This window comes from Wylensekiella montiformis (assembly GCF_009697385.1).
In the GTDB taxonomy this organism is placed as follows: domain Bacteria; phylum Bacillota; class Negativicutes; order Selenomonadales; family Selenomonadaceae; genus Selenomonas_A; species Selenomonas_A montiformis.
On sequence record NZ_VUNL01000009.1, the window covers coordinates 86,466 to 102,807 of the forward strand.

Annotated in this window: 13 protein-coding genes; 8 read left to right on the top strand and 5 right to left on the bottom strand. The window is 52.3% G+C overall.

Annotated features, from left to right (window positions below; translation table 11 throughout):
• Positions 1 to 174 precede the first annotated feature (174 nt).
• From FYJ78_RS09015 to glmS, 6 genes are all read left to right on the top strand, one after another.
• Positions 175 to 1,635 (top strand): sensor histidine kinase, encoded by a 1,461-nt coding sequence (locus FYJ78_RS09015; protein ID WP_154621070.1) that lies wholly within the window; start codon positions 175 to 177, stop codon positions 1,633 to 1,635.
• A 6-nt stretch (positions 1,636 to 1,641) separates the two neighbouring features.
• Positions 1,642 to 2,247: an ANTAR domain-containing response regulator gene (locus FYJ78_RS09020; protein ID WP_154621071.1), complete on the top strand. Its 606-nt coding sequence runs from the start codon at positions 1,642 to 1,644 to the stop codon at positions 2,245 to 2,247.
• Positions 2,248 to 2,437: 190 nt separating this feature from the next.
• Complete coding sequence (gene groES / locus FYJ78_RS09025; protein ID WP_154621072.1) at positions 2,438 to 2,719, top strand: co-chaperone GroES; 282 nt, start codon at positions 2,438 to 2,440, stop codon at positions 2,717 to 2,719.
• A 91-nt stretch (positions 2,720 to 2,810) separates the two neighbouring features.
• Positions 2,811 to 4,442, top strand: coding sequence for a chaperonin GroEL (gene groL / locus FYJ78_RS09030; RefSeq protein ID WP_154621073.1), 1,632 nt, complete (start codon positions 2,811 to 2,813; stop codon positions 4,440 to 4,442).
• Between the two features lie 349 nt (positions 4,443 to 4,791).
• Positions 4,792 to 4,992 (top strand): ATP-binding protein, encoded by a 201-nt coding sequence (locus FYJ78_RS09035; protein WP_154621074.1) that lies wholly within the window; start codon positions 4,792 to 4,794, stop codon positions 4,990 to 4,992.
• A gap of 399 nt (positions 4,993 to 5,391) precedes the next feature.
• Entirely contained in the window at positions 5,392 to 7,221 is a 1,830-nt protein-coding gene (gene glmS, locus FYJ78_RS09040) for a glutamine--fructose-6-phosphate transaminase (isomerizing) (protein WP_154621075.1), read from the top strand.
• A gap of 91 nt (positions 7,222 to 7,312) precedes the next feature.
• Here glmS and FYJ78_RS09045 read toward each other — a convergent pair whose 3' ends face one another.
• From FYJ78_RS09045 to FYJ78_RS09060, 4 genes are all read right to left on the bottom strand, one after another.
• A complete protein-coding gene (locus FYJ78_RS09045; protein WP_154621076.1) occupies positions 7,313 to 8,107 on the bottom strand; it encodes an ABC transporter ATP-binding protein in 795 nt (264 codons plus the stop codon).
• Positions 8,107 to 8,991, bottom strand: a complete 885-nt coding sequence (locus FYJ78_RS09050; RefSeq protein ID WP_154621077.1) for an ABC transporter permease — start codon at positions 8,989 to 8,991, stop codon at positions 8,107 to 8,109. The genes FYJ78_RS09045 and FYJ78_RS09050 overlap by 1 nt, the downstream gene beginning before the upstream one ends.
• Positions 8,992 to 9,102: 111 nt before the next feature.
• Positions 9,103 to 10,101, bottom strand: a complete 999-nt coding sequence (locus FYJ78_RS09055) for an ABC transporter substrate-binding protein (RefSeq protein ID WP_154621095.1) — start codon at positions 10,099 to 10,101, stop codon at positions 9,103 to 9,105.
• Positions 10,102 to 10,272: 171 nt separating this feature from the next.
• Complete coding sequence (locus tag FYJ78_RS09060) at positions 10,273 to 11,562, bottom strand: sensor domain-containing diguanylate cyclase (RefSeq protein ID WP_195847938.1); 1,290 nt, start codon at positions 11,560 to 11,562, stop codon at positions 10,273 to 10,275.
• A gap of 182 nt (positions 11,563 to 11,744) precedes the next feature.
• Here FYJ78_RS09060 and FYJ78_RS09065 point away from each other — a divergent pair, with 182 nt between their 5' ends.
• Positions 11,745 to 12,533: a ZIP family metal transporter gene (locus tag FYJ78_RS09065; RefSeq protein WP_154621079.1), complete on the top strand. Its 789-nt coding sequence runs from the start codon at positions 11,745 to 11,747 to the stop codon at positions 12,531 to 12,533.
• A 16-nt stretch (positions 12,534 to 12,549) separates the two neighbouring features.
• On the opposite strand, the gene pepF is transcribed toward FYJ78_RS09065, so the two are convergent.
• Positions 12,550 to 14,358: an oligoendopeptidase F gene (gene pepF, locus FYJ78_RS09070; protein WP_235899968.1), complete on the bottom strand. Its 1,809-nt coding sequence runs from the start codon at positions 14,356 to 14,358 to the stop codon at positions 12,550 to 12,552.
• A gap of 169 nt (positions 14,359 to 14,527) precedes the next feature.
• Here pepF and FYJ78_RS09075 point away from each other — a divergent pair, with 169 nt between their 5' ends.
• Positions 14,528 to 16,342: a B12-binding domain-containing radical SAM protein gene (locus FYJ78_RS09075; RefSeq protein ID WP_235899970.1), complete on the top strand. Its 1,815-nt coding sequence runs from the start codon at positions 14,528 to 14,530 to the stop codon at positions 16,340 to 16,342.

The following is a 16,342-nucleotide window of genomic DNA, read 5'->3' on the forward strand; positions in this document are numbered from 1 at the left end:
TCTTTTTCATCCGATGCCAAGAAGCGTTGGGTAAGTGAGACTAAATTCAAAGAGACTAAAAACTCCCTCTGAATTTAGTCTCACTTTATGTATGACGAGAATATTGCTTCACGAAATTGTACGAATTTGGTATACTATACATAAATTCCAGCTATTTTGATGGGAGGCGGCAGGATGGAGAATCGGATAGAACTTTATCATCGCCATACGGATCTTACTGTCACGCAGATTAGCCTGCTGGAGCGAATGCGGGTGGTATTTCCTTTTTTAGCGGACCTGGCACATGGACAGTTGAAAGTGTATGTTCCGGCAAGGGAAAAAGGGCGTCTCCTCATCATCGCACAGGAGCGGCCGCATACCGTTTATATGTCCCGTCAGAAGTTGGATCTCGGACGACTTCAGCCGGCTATTGAAGAGCCGTTGGTTCGCCAGACTCTGCAAACGGGGATGCCGGGGCATGGCAAGCGGGAATGGACGTATGGCTCACTGATCGATATGTATACCTATGCGATTCATGACGGTGCGAAGGTGATCGGCGTTATCAGCTTTGAAGTGGATGGGGACCGCCTTCAAATCGATGATTATCCCTGTTTGTTAGCTACGGCGGTGGATATTCTTTATCATGCGCGCAAGGGCGTGGATGATAAACAGTATCAGCCGATCTCTTCCAGTGACGGGATTATGATCACAGATCAGTTCAGCCGCATTATTTTTGCCAACGCTGCGGCACAGCGCATTTACCGGGTGCTTGGTGTCGGCAGCCTGAAGGGCGGTCATTTGTTCGACCGCCAGATGACCAGACATATTTTGCGGGAAACCATGGAACGCGACCGTCCATGGCAGAAAGAACTCGTGGCCGGGAATATGACGATCATCCGCCGACAGATTGATCTGCAGGAGGGAGGACAGCTGATCCGGCGTATCGTTGTTCTTTCGGACATTACCGAAATACGGGCCAAGGACAAGGAGATACGCATCAAATCGGCAGTCATTCAGGAGATTCACCATCGGGTGAAAAATAATCTGCAGACTATTGCGAGCCTGCTCCGCCTGCAGGCCCGCCGCAGTCAGTCGGAAGAAGTGAAAAATGCGCTGCAGGAGAGCGTCAACCGGGTATTGTCCATTTCCGTCGTGCATGAATTTTTGTCTCAGCAGGGCGAAGAGGATATCAATGTCCAGCAGGTCATGCAGCAGATCTTTCAGCTCGTTGGACGAAATATGGCCGACAGCGAATTCTTCGTACGAACCGAATTCAGCGGCCCGGATGTCGTACTCCCCTCCAAATATGCCAGTTCGCTGGCCTTGGTGCTCAATGAGCTGGTGCTTAATGCGATGGAGCATGCCTTTGAAGGGCGTTCCTCCGGAACGATCGGACTGCGGGTCGAAGAAGACGGCGATCACTGGCAGCTGGATCTTTACGATGACGGATGCGGTCTGCCGGAAAACTTTGATCCGCACAAAACGCGTTCGCTGGGCCTGTCCATTGTGCGTACGCTTATCGAGGGAGATCTGGACGGCATGTTCGATCTGGAAAATGACGCGCGGGGGCCCGGGCATGGAACACACGCCCGAATACGTATTCCTAAGCCCGATCCGGACGAACATCATGGTGTGGTACAGAGCCTGGAGGAATGAGAGAATATGGAGAAGAGAAGAAATCCGAAAAATAAATCCCTGCGTCTGGTCATTGCGGATAATGAGTCCATCATCCGAATGGATCTGCGGGAAATGCTGGAAGAGGCAGGCCATGAGATTGTCGGTGAGGCTATAGATGGACGCAAAGCCATAGAACTGACGCGGATGCATCGTCCTGATCTTGTCATCATGGACATTAAAATGCCGGAAATGGACGGCATCACGGCATCGAGAAAAATCGCCGAGGAAAAGCTGGCCCCGGTCCTGCTCCTTACCGCATTCAGTCAGCCGGAAATCGTCGAAAAAGCGAAGGACTCCGGGGTATTGGGCTATCTCGTCAAACCGGTCCGGGAGAGCAATCTGTTTCCCGCTATGGAAATTGCGCTGTCCCGATGGGAGGAAATGAAGGGGATGGAACAGGAACTGGATCGCCTCAAGGATTCGTTGGAGACACGAAAAATCGCGGACCGTGCAAAGGGCATTCTTATGGCAGCGCATAAACTCAGTGAGCAGGAGGCATATCGCCGCATGCAGCGCTATGCCATGATGAAGCGTCTGTCCATGAAAGAGGTCGCTGAAGCCATTGTCCGGGCGGCGGGAGGAAAAGTATAATCAGGAGATGAGCGGGCTGCCCGGTGAAATATCGTCGTGGACAGCCTGTTTTTGTTTTTTTGACTTTTTTTATTTTCGAACTTGACATTTTGACTAAGACGCGGTAGTATAAGAACTGTAGTTAGCACTCGACGTCAGTGAGTGCTAACAGAATAAATCAGCTATTTCATAATATAGGAGGAAGATACCTATGATTAAGCCATTGGGCGAAAGAGTTGTCATTGAAGTTTCTGAGGGCGATGCCAAGACGGCCAGCGGAATTGTCCTGCCGGATACGGCGAAAGAGAAGCCGCAGAAGGGTACGGTTGTGGCTGTAGGTTCCGGTAAGCTCCTCGATAACGGCGAGCATGCTGCGATGGAAGTCAAAGCCGGCGATCACGTTGTCTTCTCCAAATATTCCGGTTCGGAGATTAAGGTGGATGACAAGGAGTATCTGATCGTCCGCGAGAGCGATATTCTGGCAGTATTATAATCGCCGATTCCTTTTTTCGCGGAAGGACGGCACCCGGAGCGGGGCGAAAACCGATCCGGGTTTCGATGAGATCAATTTGGAGGTAATATAAATGGCTAAACAGATCCTGTTTGATGAAGAGGCTCGCCGCGCACTGGGCCGCGGCGTTGATGCGCTGGCTAATGCCGTAAAGGTAACGCTTGGACCGAAGGGCCGCAACGTTGTTCTGGAAAAGAAGTTCGGTGCTCCGACGATTACGAATGATGGTGTGACGATTGCCCGCGATATCGAACTGGAAGATCCGTTTGAGAACATGGGCGCACAGCTGGTCAAGGAAGTTGCCACGAAGACGAACGACATCGCCGGCGATGGAACGACGACGGCAACGCTGCTCGCGCAGGCTATGATTCAGGAAGGCATGCGCAACGTAGTGGCTGGAGCCAATCCGATGATTATCAAAAAGGGCATCGATGAAGCGGTCAATGCGCTGGTTGAGGAGATTAAGAACAAGTCCCGCAAAGTTGACGGCAAGGCAGATATCGCTCAGGTTGCTACGATTTCTTCCGCCAACGAGGAAACGGGCAATCTTATCGCCGAGGCAATGGAAAAGGTCGGCAAGGACGGCGTAATCACCGTAGAGGAATCCAAGACGATGCAGACGCATCTTTCCGTTAAGGAAGGCATGCAGTTCGACCGCGGCTACATCTCCCCGTATCTCGTTACGGATACGGATAAGATGGAAGCGGTACTCGATGATCCGTACATTCTGATCACGGATCGCAAGATCTCTGCGATTGCGGATATCCTGCCGATTCTGGAACAGGTGGTTAAACAGGGCAAGCAGCTCATGATCATTGCTGAGGATGTAGACGGCGAAGCGCTGACGACGATTGTGGTCAACAAGCTGCGCGGAACGTTCAAGGCACTGGCTGTTAAGGCTCCGGGCTTCGGTGACCGCCGCAAGGCCATGCTGCAGGATATCGCTATCCTTACGGGCGGGCAGGTCATCAGCGAAGAGCTCGGCCGCAAGCTCGACAGCGTCACGCTGGATGACCTCGGCCGTGCCAGCAAGGTTTCTTCCACGAAAGAAGAAACGACCATCATTGGCGGCAAAGGCGACAAGGCGGCTATCGATGAGCGCGTAGCGCAGATTAAGAAGCAGATTGCCGAGACGACGTCGGATTTCGATAGGGAAAAGCTTCAGGAACGTCTGGCTAAGCTTGCCGGCGGCGTAGCGGTTATCGAGATCGGCGCTGCAACGGAAGTTGAGATGAAGGATAAGAAATACCGCATTGAGGATGCGCTGAACGCAACGCGCGCTGCGGTAGAGGAAGGCATCGTCGCCGGCGGCGGCACGACCTTTATCGATATCCTGCCGGCGCTGGATAAGATTCAGGTCGAGGGTGATGAGAAGGTCGGCGTGAACATTGTAAGACGCGCTGTAGAAGAACCAGTTCGTCAGATTGCGAACAACGCAGGTCTGGAAGGCTCCGTTGTCGTCGAGAACGTGAAGAAGGCAGGCACGGGAATTGGCTTCAATGCGCTCAAGAATGAGTATGTCGATATGATCAAGGCTGGTATTGTTGACCCGGCTAAGGTTACGCGCAGCGCATTGCAGAATGCAGCCTCCATTGCTTCGATGGTTCTCACGACAGAAACGTTGGTTGCGGATAAGCCGGAAGAGAAAGCGGCTGCACCGGCTGCCGGAGCACCGGGCATGGGCGGAATGCCGGGAATGATGTAATAAGCGGCGAAAGCCTTTATACATCAGGGCTTTACGGAAAATAGAATAGCTTTTGGCCACTTTTGGGCCACTAAAAAGAGGCTGCTGCACGTAAATATTACGTGCAGCAGCCATTTTTTGTTCCTGAAAAAAGATCATCCCGGAGCTTGAATGCCTCGGGATTAGGTGTAGAATTTAGATATGCTAAAATCAAATTCACAGAAAGATTATACGTCTTTAGAAGGAACTCTCAAGTATGTCTTCGCCGATGAAATTCTTTCTCTATACAAGAAAGAAATTTTTACGATTTTGCGGTAAAATTAACTTAAAATGTTTTAAGTTAATTTTATTTAAGTAAGGTGGTGAGGATATGAGGTTCATAGGTCGTCAGCATGAGCTGGCTGTTATCAGACAGAAGTTGGCTAGTAATCGTGCAGAGTCCCTGTTGGTATATGGGAGGAGACGTGTTGGCAAGAGTGAGCTGATAAAAGAGGCATTGAAGGATGTGGATGCCACCATTATTCATTATGTTTGCCGCAAGTCTTCGTTTGTCCAGAAGTGTGCAGGTTAATGATACAATTCGCCGAAATCGTCGGTACGGCGGACCTTTTTTGTTCGGTTTCAGAATCGTCCGGAACCTCGTTCAGACGGCGTGGCTATTGACTTCTGCAGGGTTATCCGATATAATAATCAAGCATTGTGATTCATTGCAGTGCCTGATAATAGGTGAGAAATCCAGAGAATGATTCCTGTTGTTCTGGTGTAGAGAAAAGGGCAGTGGATGCCCTTAGCGCAGGTTCTCAGAGGCGGACGTATGGCCTTTGAGAAGACGAGGAGAAGGTTGTCGAGTAGTCAGCGGATGCCTTCCGGCCGGTCCGGCCGATAAAGTCCGATAAAGCCCGCATGCGAGTGCGGAGGGAAAGCGGACGGAGGACGCAGCAGGAGCCTACCAATGCTAGGAGGTACGGTTATGTGTGGTATCGTAGGTTATGTCGGTGACAAGCAGGCGGCGGATTTTCTTTTAGAGGGGCTGGCCAAGCTGGAGTACCGCGGTTATGATTCGGCCGGGATTGCTGTTTTTGACGGTTCTTCTGTCCGCGTAGAGAAAAGCGTCGGTCGTCTGGCTTCGCTGCGTGATAAGATTCGCGATGACATGCCGCAGGGAACCATGGGAATCGGGCATACCCGCTGGGCGACGCATGGGCGTCCGTCGGATGTCAATGCACATCCGCATACCGATTGTTCCGGTGATTTTGTTGTGGTACATAATGGAATCATCGAGAATTATCTGTCATTGAAGGAAGATCTGATCGAAAAAGGGCATGCGTTTCGTTCGGAAACGGATACGGAAGTCGTTGCGCATCTTCTCGAAGAGGTCTATAATGGCGATTTCGTTTCCTCTGTCCGGGAGGTACTGCGGCGCATTGAAGGATCTTATTCGCTGGTCTTTATGAGTGCGAAGCATCCGGGTACATTGATTGCAACAAAGCAGGATAATCCGCTGGTCATCGGTATTGGCGAAGGGGAGAACTTCATTGCTTCCGATATCCCGGCTATTATTCAGCGCACTCGTCGTACCTATATTTTAAATGACGGAGAGATGGCTGTTCTTACCAAGGATTCCATCAACATTACGAACCGTCAGGGCGAGCCGGTTACGAAAAAAGTCTTTGAGGTCAACTGGAATGCCGAGGCTGCAGAAAAAGGCGGCTATGAACATTTCATGCTCAAGGAAATTCATGAGCAGCCGAAGGCCGTCCGGGATACGATGAGCCAGCGTGTCGCCAAGGACGGCAAGAGCATCGTGATGGACGAGCTCAAGTGGGACGCGGAGTATTTGAATTCCTTCAACAAGATTTATATTGTGGCCTGCGGCACGGCTTACCATGCCGGACTGGTCGGCAAGTTCTACATTGAAAAGCTGGCCCGTACGGTAGTAGAGGTCGATGTGGCGTCTGAGTTCCGGTATCGTGAGCCGATCGTTGATGAAAACACCTTATTTATTGCGGTTTCCCAGTCCGGAGAGACCAGCGATACGCTGGCCGCGATGAAGGAGTCGAAGCGTCTCGGCGCTAAGACGCTGGCACTGACTAATGTGGTAGGTTCCTCGATTGCCCGTGAGGCGGATCAGGTCCTTTACACCTGGGCCGGTCCGGAAATCGCGGTCGCTTCGACGAAGGCGTACACGACGCAGCTGGTGCTGTTCTTTATGCTGGCCCTTTATATGGCGCAGATTAAGAAAACACAGAAACCGGAACGCATCGCGGAGCTTATCGGGATGATGCAGCAGATTCCTGCCCAGATCAACCAGACCTTGGAGGATGTGGAGCCGATCAAGACCTTTGCTAAGCAGTATGGGTTTAATGAAGATGTGTTCTACATCGGCCGCTCTTTGGATTATGATGTGGCGCTTGAAGGTTCGCTGAAGCTGAAAGAGATCTCTTATATTCATGCGGAGGCTTATGCGGCGGGTGAACTCAAGCACGGCACGCTGGCCTTGATCGTCGAGGGCGTACCGGTCATTGCGCTGGCGACGCAGAAGAGCGTTTACGAGAAGACGCTGTCCAACATCAAGGAAGTCAAAGCCCGCGATGCTGTGGTGATTGGTCTGGCCGCTGAGGGCGACGAAGAACTGGAAAAATATGTCGATCATGTCATAAAGGTTCCGGAAACCGATGAACTGCTGATTCCGATCCTGACCGTTGTTCCGCTGCAGCTTTTGGCTTATTTTGCCGCTATTACGCGCGGCTGTGACGTTGACAAGCCGCGTAATCTGGCCAAGTCGGTGACAGTGGAGTAAAATCCCTTCGTTTATAGAAAGATAGAAAAGCCGGGCGTTCCATTCCAATGAATGTAACGCCCGGCTTCTTTGCATGACAGGCTTGGGATGCTCAGCTTAGAAGCAGGCTGTCACTGACCAGTTCACTGCCCGCGGCCTGTTCGAACATGGCAAGCAGATCCTTGACTTCCAGGTGCTGTTTCTTTTCCTCGGGAATATCAAAGAGGATTTGGCCGCCGTACATCATGATGAGACGGTTGCCGAACTTGAGCGCATCGCGCATATTATGCGTAATCATGAGTGTGGTCAGATTCTGCTTGGCAACGATGTCGCGCGTGAGGGTGAGCACTTGTTCGGCTGTTTTCGGATCAAGTGCCGCAGTGTGTTCGTCAAGAAGCAGAAGCTTCGGCTTTGCCATAGTGGCCATGAGAAGCGTCAGTGCCTGTCGCTGGCCGCCGGACAGCAGGCCGACCTTGGATTCCAGCCGGTCTTCCAGTCCCAAATGAAGCCCTGCGAGAAGCTCGCGAAAATGGTCACGGGTTTTTGCTGTCGAGCTCCAGCGGAGCGTCGGTGTCCTTCCGCGTCGTGAGGCGATGGCGAGATTTTCCTCAATTTGCATGTTGGCGGCAGTTCCCATCATAGGGTCCTGAAAGACGCGGCCGATAAAGCGGGCACGCTTGTGTTCCGCCCATTTTGTGATGTCGGTGTCCGCGATCTCAATGCGTCCCTCGTCGACAGGATAGGTACCGGCAACACAGTTCATGAGTGTGGATTTCCCCGCTCCGTTTCCGCCGATGACGGTGACGAAATCACCGGGAGCAAGATGGAGACTCACATCATGCAGCGCAAGTTTTTCTGTGATGGTATTCGGATTGAAGGTTTTGGATATTTTTTCAATGCGCAGCATCAGCGCGTCACCTCCTTGCGGAATTTGTTCCAGCGTTTCTGAAGAAGCGGCATGGAGAGTGCAAGCGCAACGAGAATAGCCGTGAACAGTTTGAGGTCATTGGGCGGCATACCCATTTGCAGTACGATGGCAATTACGGCGCGGTAGACGATAGAGCCGAGAATGACGGAGATCAGGCAGTTCCGGAAGCTTCGTGTACCGAAGAGCACCTCACCGATGATGACGGAAGCAAGGCCGATCACGATGGTGCCGACTCCCATGCCGACATCGGCAAAGCCATTGTTCTGTGCGACGAGTGCGCCGGATATGGCGACAAGTGCATTGGAAAGCAGCAGGCCGAGGACAATCATGATATCGGTATCGACGCCGTTGGCACGGATCATGTGCGGATTGCAGCCAGTCGCGCGGATGGCTGCGCCAAGCTCGGTGCCGAAAAACCAGTAGTTCAGGACGGCGACGATGAGCACGATACCCGCCCCGATGGCGAGAACCGTCATGCCCATGTCAAGACCGGGAATTTGTACGATTGAAAAGATGGTATCCTGAGCGAGCAGAGGAAGATTGGCTTTGCCCATGATGCGAAGGTTAACGGAATAGAGCGCAATCATAGTCAGGATACCGGCCAGCAGCGCCGGTATTTTGAGTTTTGTGCAGAGAACGCCCGTGACAATACCGGCAAGTGCGCCGGCAAGGCAGGCGGCAAGGATAGCCGTAACCGGAGATGCGCCGGAAGTCAGCAGTGTGGCCGCGACAGCAGCGCCGAGCGGAAAGCTGCCTTCGACCGTGAGGTCGGCAATGTCGAGCACGCGGAACGTAATGTAGACGCCGATGGCAAGGAGCGCCCATAAAAGCCCCTGTGAGATGGTGGAAATGACGAGATCCATATTGAGAAATACTCCTTCGTGTTGTTTATTTATCCGATGCTAAGGGACGCTAAGACTTCCAGCTCTGCAGGCGGGAGATAAACGCCCCTAAAGCCATGGATCAGTCTCACCTTATTCGATGAGGTCGGCGTCTTTCAGAATGTCTTCCGGGATCGTGATGCCAAGGCGCTGGGCATCTGTTTTGTTGATGCTGACTTTGAGATCCTTGGCGAGTTCAATGCTCATGTCTGCCGGTTTATTCTTTCCTTCCAGAATATCTGCAGCCATGTGGCCGGTCTGGACACCGAGCTTATAGTAGTCGATGCCATAGGTGGCAAGCCCACCCGCCTTGACCATGTTCGGTTCTCCGCAGATGACCGGTATTTTCGCTGCGTCAGTAATGGCAATGAGCGTCGGCATAGCGGAAGCGATGACATTATCCGTAGGCTCATAGAAGGCGTCAACGGAACCGATGAGACTCTGTGCAGCCTGCTGGAGGTCATTGACCGTGGATATCGTAGCAACTTTTACCGTCAGTCCCTTTGATTCCGCATATTCCTGCATGGCCTTGACCTGCACTTCCGAATTGACTTCGCTGGAGCAGTAAATGACACCGACTGTTTTGGCCTGAGGTTTGAGCCTGAGCAGCAGGTCGATCTGTTCCTTGATGGGGTTCATGTCGCTGGTTCCCGTTATATTCCGGCCCGGTTTTTCGTTGGATGCGGCAAGTTTTGCGCCGACGTAATCCGTGATGGCCGTGCCGACAATGGGGATGTCTTTCGTGGCATTGGCGACGGTCTGAGCTGCCGGGGTAGCAATGGCGCAGATGAGATCCATCTTGCCGCTCACAAAGCGCTGGGCGATATTCTGAAGATTCGACTGATCCGCCTGTGCATTCTGCCGGTCAAAGGTGACGTTTTTTCCTTCTTCAAAGCCGCGTTCCTTGAGCCCGTCGACAAATCCCCGGTTGGCCGCGTCAAGCGCATTATGTTCGACGAGCTGGACGATGCCGATCTTATAGGTTTTGTCCCCGGAGCCGCCGGCCTGCTGGGATCCGCCGCAGCCGGCAAAAAGGCCTGTGGTGAGGAGCGCTGCAGCGCCCAAAGAGAGCAGTTTCATTTTTTTTGACATACTGGAAATTTTCATGAGAAAACCACCTTTTCTTTGATTTGATTGTAATTTGTTCGTAGTAATAGACACCACCATTATACAATGTTACACCTATAAAATCCAGTGTTGTTTTCATAGAAAGGACATTTTGGAATAGATGAGATGGTGTCATGTGTAGACATCCGGGCGAACTTATCGATGCAGGCACCCCTGATTGCGGCCTTTTTGCTTGGCGCGGTACAGGGCGGTGTCGGCTCGTTCGAGGACAGCGCGGATATCGGTGTCCTTTGGATGGAAATAGGAAAAACCGAGTGATACGGTAACGGATATGGTGCTGTCCTGAACAGGGACGGAAATGGCGGCGACGGATTGTAAAATCTTGGTGATCAGAAAATCCACATATTGGGGATTTAATCCGCTGAATACGCCGACAAATTCATCCCCGCCCCAGCGTATGATGTGATCGGAGCTTCGGGTCGCGCGCCGCACGGCTGTGACGACCTCGCGCAGCACCCGGTCGCCGGCTTCATGGCCATAGCGGTCATTGACCTGTTTGAAATGATCGATGTCCAGCATCATAATGGCTGCGTTGCGGGTGCCATGGCTTTGCTGAAATTGTTTCCATTCGCGTTCCAGAAGCTTTTGTCCGTATTTTCGTGAATGTGCGCTGGTCAGGGTATCCCAGTTGATCTGCTGCTGCAGCTCGCGGTGGCGCTGCTGGAACAACCGGCGGTCGCTGTGGCGGATAAAAAGAATGGCCAGACAGCAGAGGCTGAGAACCGAGAGAAACATGACGAATAGTACCATGCGCATGAGGGGAATCATGTGTTCTTGAGACTGGTGGATATAATGGTCCATATCGTCGATATTGGTTCCCATGGAAATAATCCAGTCGAAGTCCTTATAGAGTTTTGCGTAAGCCATCTTTTCCGTCACTTCATCGGAATCGAGTTTTTTAAAATAATAGGTATGGAACACTTCGCCATCGCGGCGGATGCTGGACAGTTCATCGGCGTAGGGATGATTGCCGTGAAGATCGGTCATATCGGTGGACAGGTAATATCCTTCCGTTTTGGTCAGATTCGGATGGATGAGGCGAATGGCGTAACGGTCGCCGCCGTCATAGTTCAGTACCTGCTCGACCCAGACGTAGGCATTGTCGTTGTAATTGGTGTGATGAATTCGTTCGTAGATATGGCGCTTGACCGTATCATCGATCTGCTGCTGGCTCCAGTCCGGATGTTCCTCACGGAGCGAAAGGCGTTCTCCGTCGATATCGTCGATGAGATTGTTGACGGTATCCCGGAGATGATTTTTTTGAACAGTCAGCACGTTGTCATAGATTTCCCGGGCAAAAAGATGCGATCCGCTGTAGAATACGAGAAAAAAAGTCAGCATCATGAACAGGATCATGATGCCAAGCACGGCAGCCAGATTTCGCCGGTAGCCGGACTCTGCGGAGAAGAGCTGTTTCTTTGGCATGTTCAAATTTATCCCCCCCTGATTGCCGTTTCGGAGATCCTGCAATATTGGTCTCAGTATACCACAAGTTACCGGAAAGGAAGAATGATTTTTTTTCGCAAATGATTTTTTGTTTGGCGATGTTGTGCTTCCATGATACAATGAAAAGAAATCCATGTTATAGATATGAAGGAGGGGACGCGATGTTATCCATGGAAATCGGCCAGGGTCTGCTGATTCCGTTTCTTGGTACCGTATTGGGAGCGGGATGCGTTTTTATTCTGCGTCAGGAGCTCAGGGCTTCCGTGCAAAAAGCTCTGCTGGGGTTTGCGGCCGGGATTATGATTGCCGCTTCAGTCTGGAGTTTGTTGATCCCGTCTATGGATGCCTGCAGCGGCTGGGGAAGTCTGGCCTTTCTTCCCACTTTGACCGGTTTTTGGGCGGGAACGTTGTTTCTTCTGCTGCTGGATCATGTGATTCCGCATCTTCATATTCATGGAGAGGAACCGGAGGGCCTGCATCGGGATTTGTCCAAAAAGATGATGCTGATACTGGCGGTCACGCTGCATAATATTCCCGAAGGAATGGCCGTCGGCGTAGTGCTGGCCGGCTGGCTGTCCGGACAGACCGAAATCACAGGGAGTGCAGCGCTTATTTTGTCTGTCGGCATTGCGATCCAGAATTTTCCGGAAGGCGCAATCATATCCATGCCGCTGCGTGCCGCCGGTATGAGCCGGACCCGGGCTTTTTTGGCCGGTGCGGCTTCCGGCATCGTCGAGCCTCTGGGCGGACTGCTCACCGTTGCCGCAGCACAGTTTGTCACACCGATTCTCCCGTATCTGCTGGCTTTTGCTGCGGGGGCCATGGTCTATGTGGTGGTGGAGGAACTTCTGCCGGAAATGGCTGAGGGCAAACACTCCCATGTCGGAGTCCTTTCTTTTGCCGCAGGCTTTACCTTGATGATGGCGCTGGATGTGGTATTTTCCGCCTGACTTTTGTCAAAGACATTCAAAAAGAGCTGGTTTCCAGATCATCCAGACATTCGTGGAACTTCCGGAAGGTGGTGTCAAACGGCTCCCGGCTGGTCATGTCGACACCTGCCTGCTGGAGCAGGCGGATGGAGTAATCGCTGCCGCCGCTGGCAAGATAGGAAAGGTATGCGTCGCGGGCATCTTCGCTTCCTTCGCGCAGCCGGGCGGACAGCGCCATGGCTGCCGCATATCCGGTGGCGTACTGATAAACATAAAACGGACGGTAAAAATGAGGGATGCGGCTCCATTCGGCGCGAAGCCCTTCATCGAGCAGCACATCTTTTCCATAATAAAGGCGGTTGAGTTCCATCCAGTTTTTTTCAAGGAAGTCAGCAGTCAGGGCTTCGCCGCGTTCTGCGGCCTCATGTGTGATTTGTTCGAATTCGGCGAAGAGCACCTGCCGGAATACCGTGGTGCGAATCTGTTCCAGATATAGATTGAGGTAATACAGGCGTTCCTTTCCCTGAGCATGGCGGAGCATATATTCCAGCAGCAGATTTTCATTCGTAGTCGAAGCGACTTCCGCGCAGAAAATGCTGTATTCTGAATTGGTATATTCCTGATGACGGCTGCTGTAAAAGCTGTGCATGGCATGGCCCATTTCATGCGCAAGCGTAGACATGGATTCATAGGTATTATTCCAGCTCATCAGTACAAAGGGATGGACACCATATACGCCCCAGGAATAAGCGCCGCTTCGTTTGCCTTGATTTTCACAGCGGTCAACCCATCCGTTTTCCAGTCCGTGGAATAGGTCGTTCCTATAGGCGGGGCCGAGCGGGGCCAGCGCTTTCTGAAGAGTGGCGGTTGCTTTTTCGTAGGTAAAGACGGTTTGGGGGCGCTCGACGATCGGTACGTAAAGATCATACATATGAACGGCGTCGAGATGCAGCAGCTTTTGCTTGAGTTTCATGTACCGGTGAAGCTCCGGCAGAAATTCGTGCGTGACGCTTATAGCGGTGTCGTAGACGGATGCAGGGATGTTGTTGGCATCGAGTGCGGCTTCGCGCATGGTGCTGTAGTGGCGGGATTCGGCGAGAAACTGACTGGCCTTTACGGAGGACTGATAAAGTGAGGCAAAGGTGTTGCGGAATTTGTGATAGGTATCAAAAAGCTTTGTGAAGGCATCTTTCCGCACCCGGCGGTCTGCGGAACGAAGAAATGTCATATAACGGCTTTCGGAAAGGGGAACAAGCTGACCGCTTTCCGAAAGCGTATCGGGGAAATGAAGATCGGCGTTGACCATGACCGTATAGGTGTTGCGGGCTGCGCTGCGGAGTTCGCCGGTACGGGCCAGCATGGCTTCCTGTTCCGGCGTCAGGATATGTGATTTTGTTCGCAGGAGCTCCTGCAGACGGAACCGGTATTTTGCAAGGCCCGGAAGGGCATCGGGCATTGTTTTCAGGACGGGATCCGGCAGGGACAAAAGCTCTGGTTCGATAAAGGAAACAGCAGCACCGGCTTGGTCGAGCAGCGGCATGACGCTGGCTGCATCCGCCTGATACTCCTGATTGGCTGTATCGGTATCTGCCATCATGCGGGCCCAGGCAAAAACCGAAGACAGAGTGATCTCCATTTCGTCCTGTTTGCGCAGGCAGTCCAGCAGGGCTTCGGGATGGTGCAGACGCCCTTTTTCTTTTTGTATGGCTGTGAATTGGCTGGGCAGTCCATCGCGGGCCTTTTGCCACTCTTTTCTGGAGGGATAAATATCGGAAAGATTCCATTTCTGTTCGTCGGCGCAGTCTTCTCGTGCCGGAATCGTGGCGGCGGTCTGATTTATCATCATAATCATCCATCCTTTCTGTGTTTCCTTTACGGCTGATGTGGAGTATCTCGCAGAGAGAGTAAAAACTCTTCTCTGAATAAGTCTTATATTATTATAGCATAATGTGAGTGACGGACGGCATTCCCGCCCTGAATGATCGGTGGTTTTCTTTTTTTGAGGTGAAATGAAATTGGCTTTACATTCTGGGTACGACAACAAAGCGCAGGCTTCCGTTGTCTGGTTGGCAATCAATGCGAAATTCCCGCATACGTGTCCGGCTGTTCGTTATTTGCGGGAAGCTGTTCCCGGTTCGCGTATTCTGGAACTGACCATCAATCAGCCTTTGTCGGATTTGTTGGGCGAGATTTATGAAAATCGGCCGGCGGTTCTGGGGATTGCCTGCTATATTTGGAATATTCGTCTGGTCCGGGATCTTTTGGCGATTTTGCCGGATATTCTGCCGGATACGGTTATCGTTTGCGGCGGCCCGGAAGTTTCTTATGAAACAAGGGCCTTTATGCAGGAGTTTCCGATGGTGGATTATGTTGTGCGCGGTGAGGGGGAAGAATGTGTTCCGCAGCTGGTGGATCTGTTGGAGCGGAGCGGCTTTGACTGCAAGGCGGCGAATGGCGCATTGGATCGCTGCCCTGTCGATGGGATTGCCTGGCATGATGCTTCCGGCAGAATTTGTGAGGGGGCTGCTGTTACCGTGCCGGATCTTTCTGTTCTGCCGTTTCCTTACCGGGAGGATGAACTGGAGACGCTTTCGGACCGCATTCTTTATTATGAGACGTCGCGCGGCTGTCCGTTTTCCTGTGCGTATTGTCTTTCCTGTGCTACAGCTGGCGTGCGGTTCCTGCCTTTGCCGCGTGTATTCCGGGATTTGGATCGGTTTACGAAGCACAATGTGCGTCAGGTTAAATTCGTCGATCGCACCTTTAATGCGAATCCGTCGCATTTTCTGCCTATCTTGAAGTATATTCAGGCGCTGCCCTCTGCCTGCCGGACGAATTTTCATTTTGAAGTGGCGGTCGATTATCTGAGTGAAGAGGTCATGGAGGTTTTGCGCTGTCTCCCGCGCGGCCGGGTTCAGCTGGAAATCGGCATTCAGTCAACGAACGAGTCTGTGCTGCGGGCGGTTTCCCGCGTCAATCACTGGGAGAAGATTCAAACAAACATTGCCCGGCTGATGCATTTTGGTAATATGCATCTTCATGTGGATCTCATCATCGGGCTTCCCGGCGAGGACATGGCTTCCTTTCGCCGATCCTTCAATGACGTTTTTTCGCTTCATACCGATATGCTTCAGCTGGGCTTTTTGAAATTCCTCAAGGGCGCTTCCATGATGCGCCTTGTGCGTCCTTATGGATATCGCTATCTGTCCATGGCACCCTATGAAGTGCTTTCCTCTGATGCTATGAGTTATGGTGATATCCGGTGGCTGCACAGCTTCGAGAAGGTATTTGAACTGTATTATAATGCCGGCCGGTGCCGTCATACGGTATCGTTTCTGATTGCCGGGGCGGAGGGCGGCGATGCCTTTGCGTTCTGGCGCAAGTTCACGGATTGGTGGGAAAGACAGGGGTTTCACCGCATCGGACACAGTGCGAAAAGCCTGTACGGGCATTTGTTCCACTTTGCGCGAACGTGCTGCGGCGCAGGAGAAGAAGAACTGGACAATCTGCTGCGCTACGATGCGCTGACGGCTGATGGCGGCCGCATCCGTCCCGCTTTACTGCGCTGGACCTGCGAGGATAGAAAAACGCCGGCAGACCGGTTTTGGCGCGGCCCTGTGGAACAGGTGCAACGGTATTTGCCGGACTTTTCGTTTACCAGCTGGCAGAATCTCCGCCACAGGTACCGGCTGGAATGGTTTGATTTTGACGTGAGAGAGGCAGAGACGGGAGCTCTTCCGCGCAGGAAGACGATCCTTTTGTTCGACTTTACGAAAGAGCCGGTGAGCTGCTGTCCGGTTTCTCTGGATGAGCGAGACGAAACGGAGTGA

What these genes read in the sequence shown, in the direction of transcription:
- glmS (WP_154621075.1), top strand. Translation starts at nt 5,392, where the DNA reads ATGTGTGGTATCGTAGGTTATGTCGGTGACAAGCAGGCGGCGGATTTT.
- FYJ78_RS09035 (WP_154621074.1), top strand. Translation starts at nt 4,792, where the DNA reads ATGAGGTTCATAGGTCGTCAGCATGAGCTGGCTGTTATCAGACAGAAG.
- FYJ78_RS09020 (WP_154621071.1), top strand. Translation starts at nt 1,642, where the DNA reads ATGGAGAAGAGAAGAAATCCGAAAAATAAATCCCTGCGTCTGGTCATT.
- groES (WP_154621072.1), top strand. Translation starts at nt 2,438, where the DNA reads ATGATTAAGCCATTGGGCGAAAGAGTTGTCATTGAAGTTTCTGAGGGC.
- groL (WP_154621073.1), top strand. Translation starts at nt 2,811, where the DNA reads ATGGCTAAACAGATCCTGTTTGATGAAGAGGCTCGCCGCGCACTGGGC.
- FYJ78_RS09015 (WP_154621070.1), top strand. Translation starts at nt 175, where the DNA reads ATGGAGAATCGGATAGAACTTTATCATCGCCATACGGATCTTACTGTC.
- pepF (WP_235899968.1), bottom strand. Translation starts at nt 14,358, where the DNA reads ATGATGATAAATCAGACCGCCGCCACGATTCCGGCACGAGAAGACTGC.
- FYJ78_RS09055 (WP_154621095.1), bottom strand. Translation starts at nt 10,101, where the DNA reads ATGTCAAAAAAAATGAAACTGCTCTCTTTGGGCGCTGCAGCGCTCCTC.
- FYJ78_RS09065 (WP_154621079.1), top strand. Translation starts at nt 11,745, where the DNA reads ATGTTATCCATGGAAATCGGCCAGGGTCTGCTGATTCCGTTTCTTGGT.
- FYJ78_RS09060 (WP_195847938.1), bottom strand. Translation starts at nt 11,562, where the DNA reads ATGCCAAAGAAACAGCTCTTCTCCGCAGAGTCCGGCTACCGGCGAAAT.
- FYJ78_RS09045 (WP_154621076.1), bottom strand. Translation starts at nt 8,107, where the DNA reads ATGCTGCGCATTGAAAAAATATCCAAAACCTTCAATCCGAATACCATC.
- FYJ78_RS09050 (WP_154621077.1), bottom strand. Translation starts at nt 8,991, where the DNA reads ATGGATCTCGTCATTTCCACCATCTCACAGGGGCTTTTATGGGCGCTC.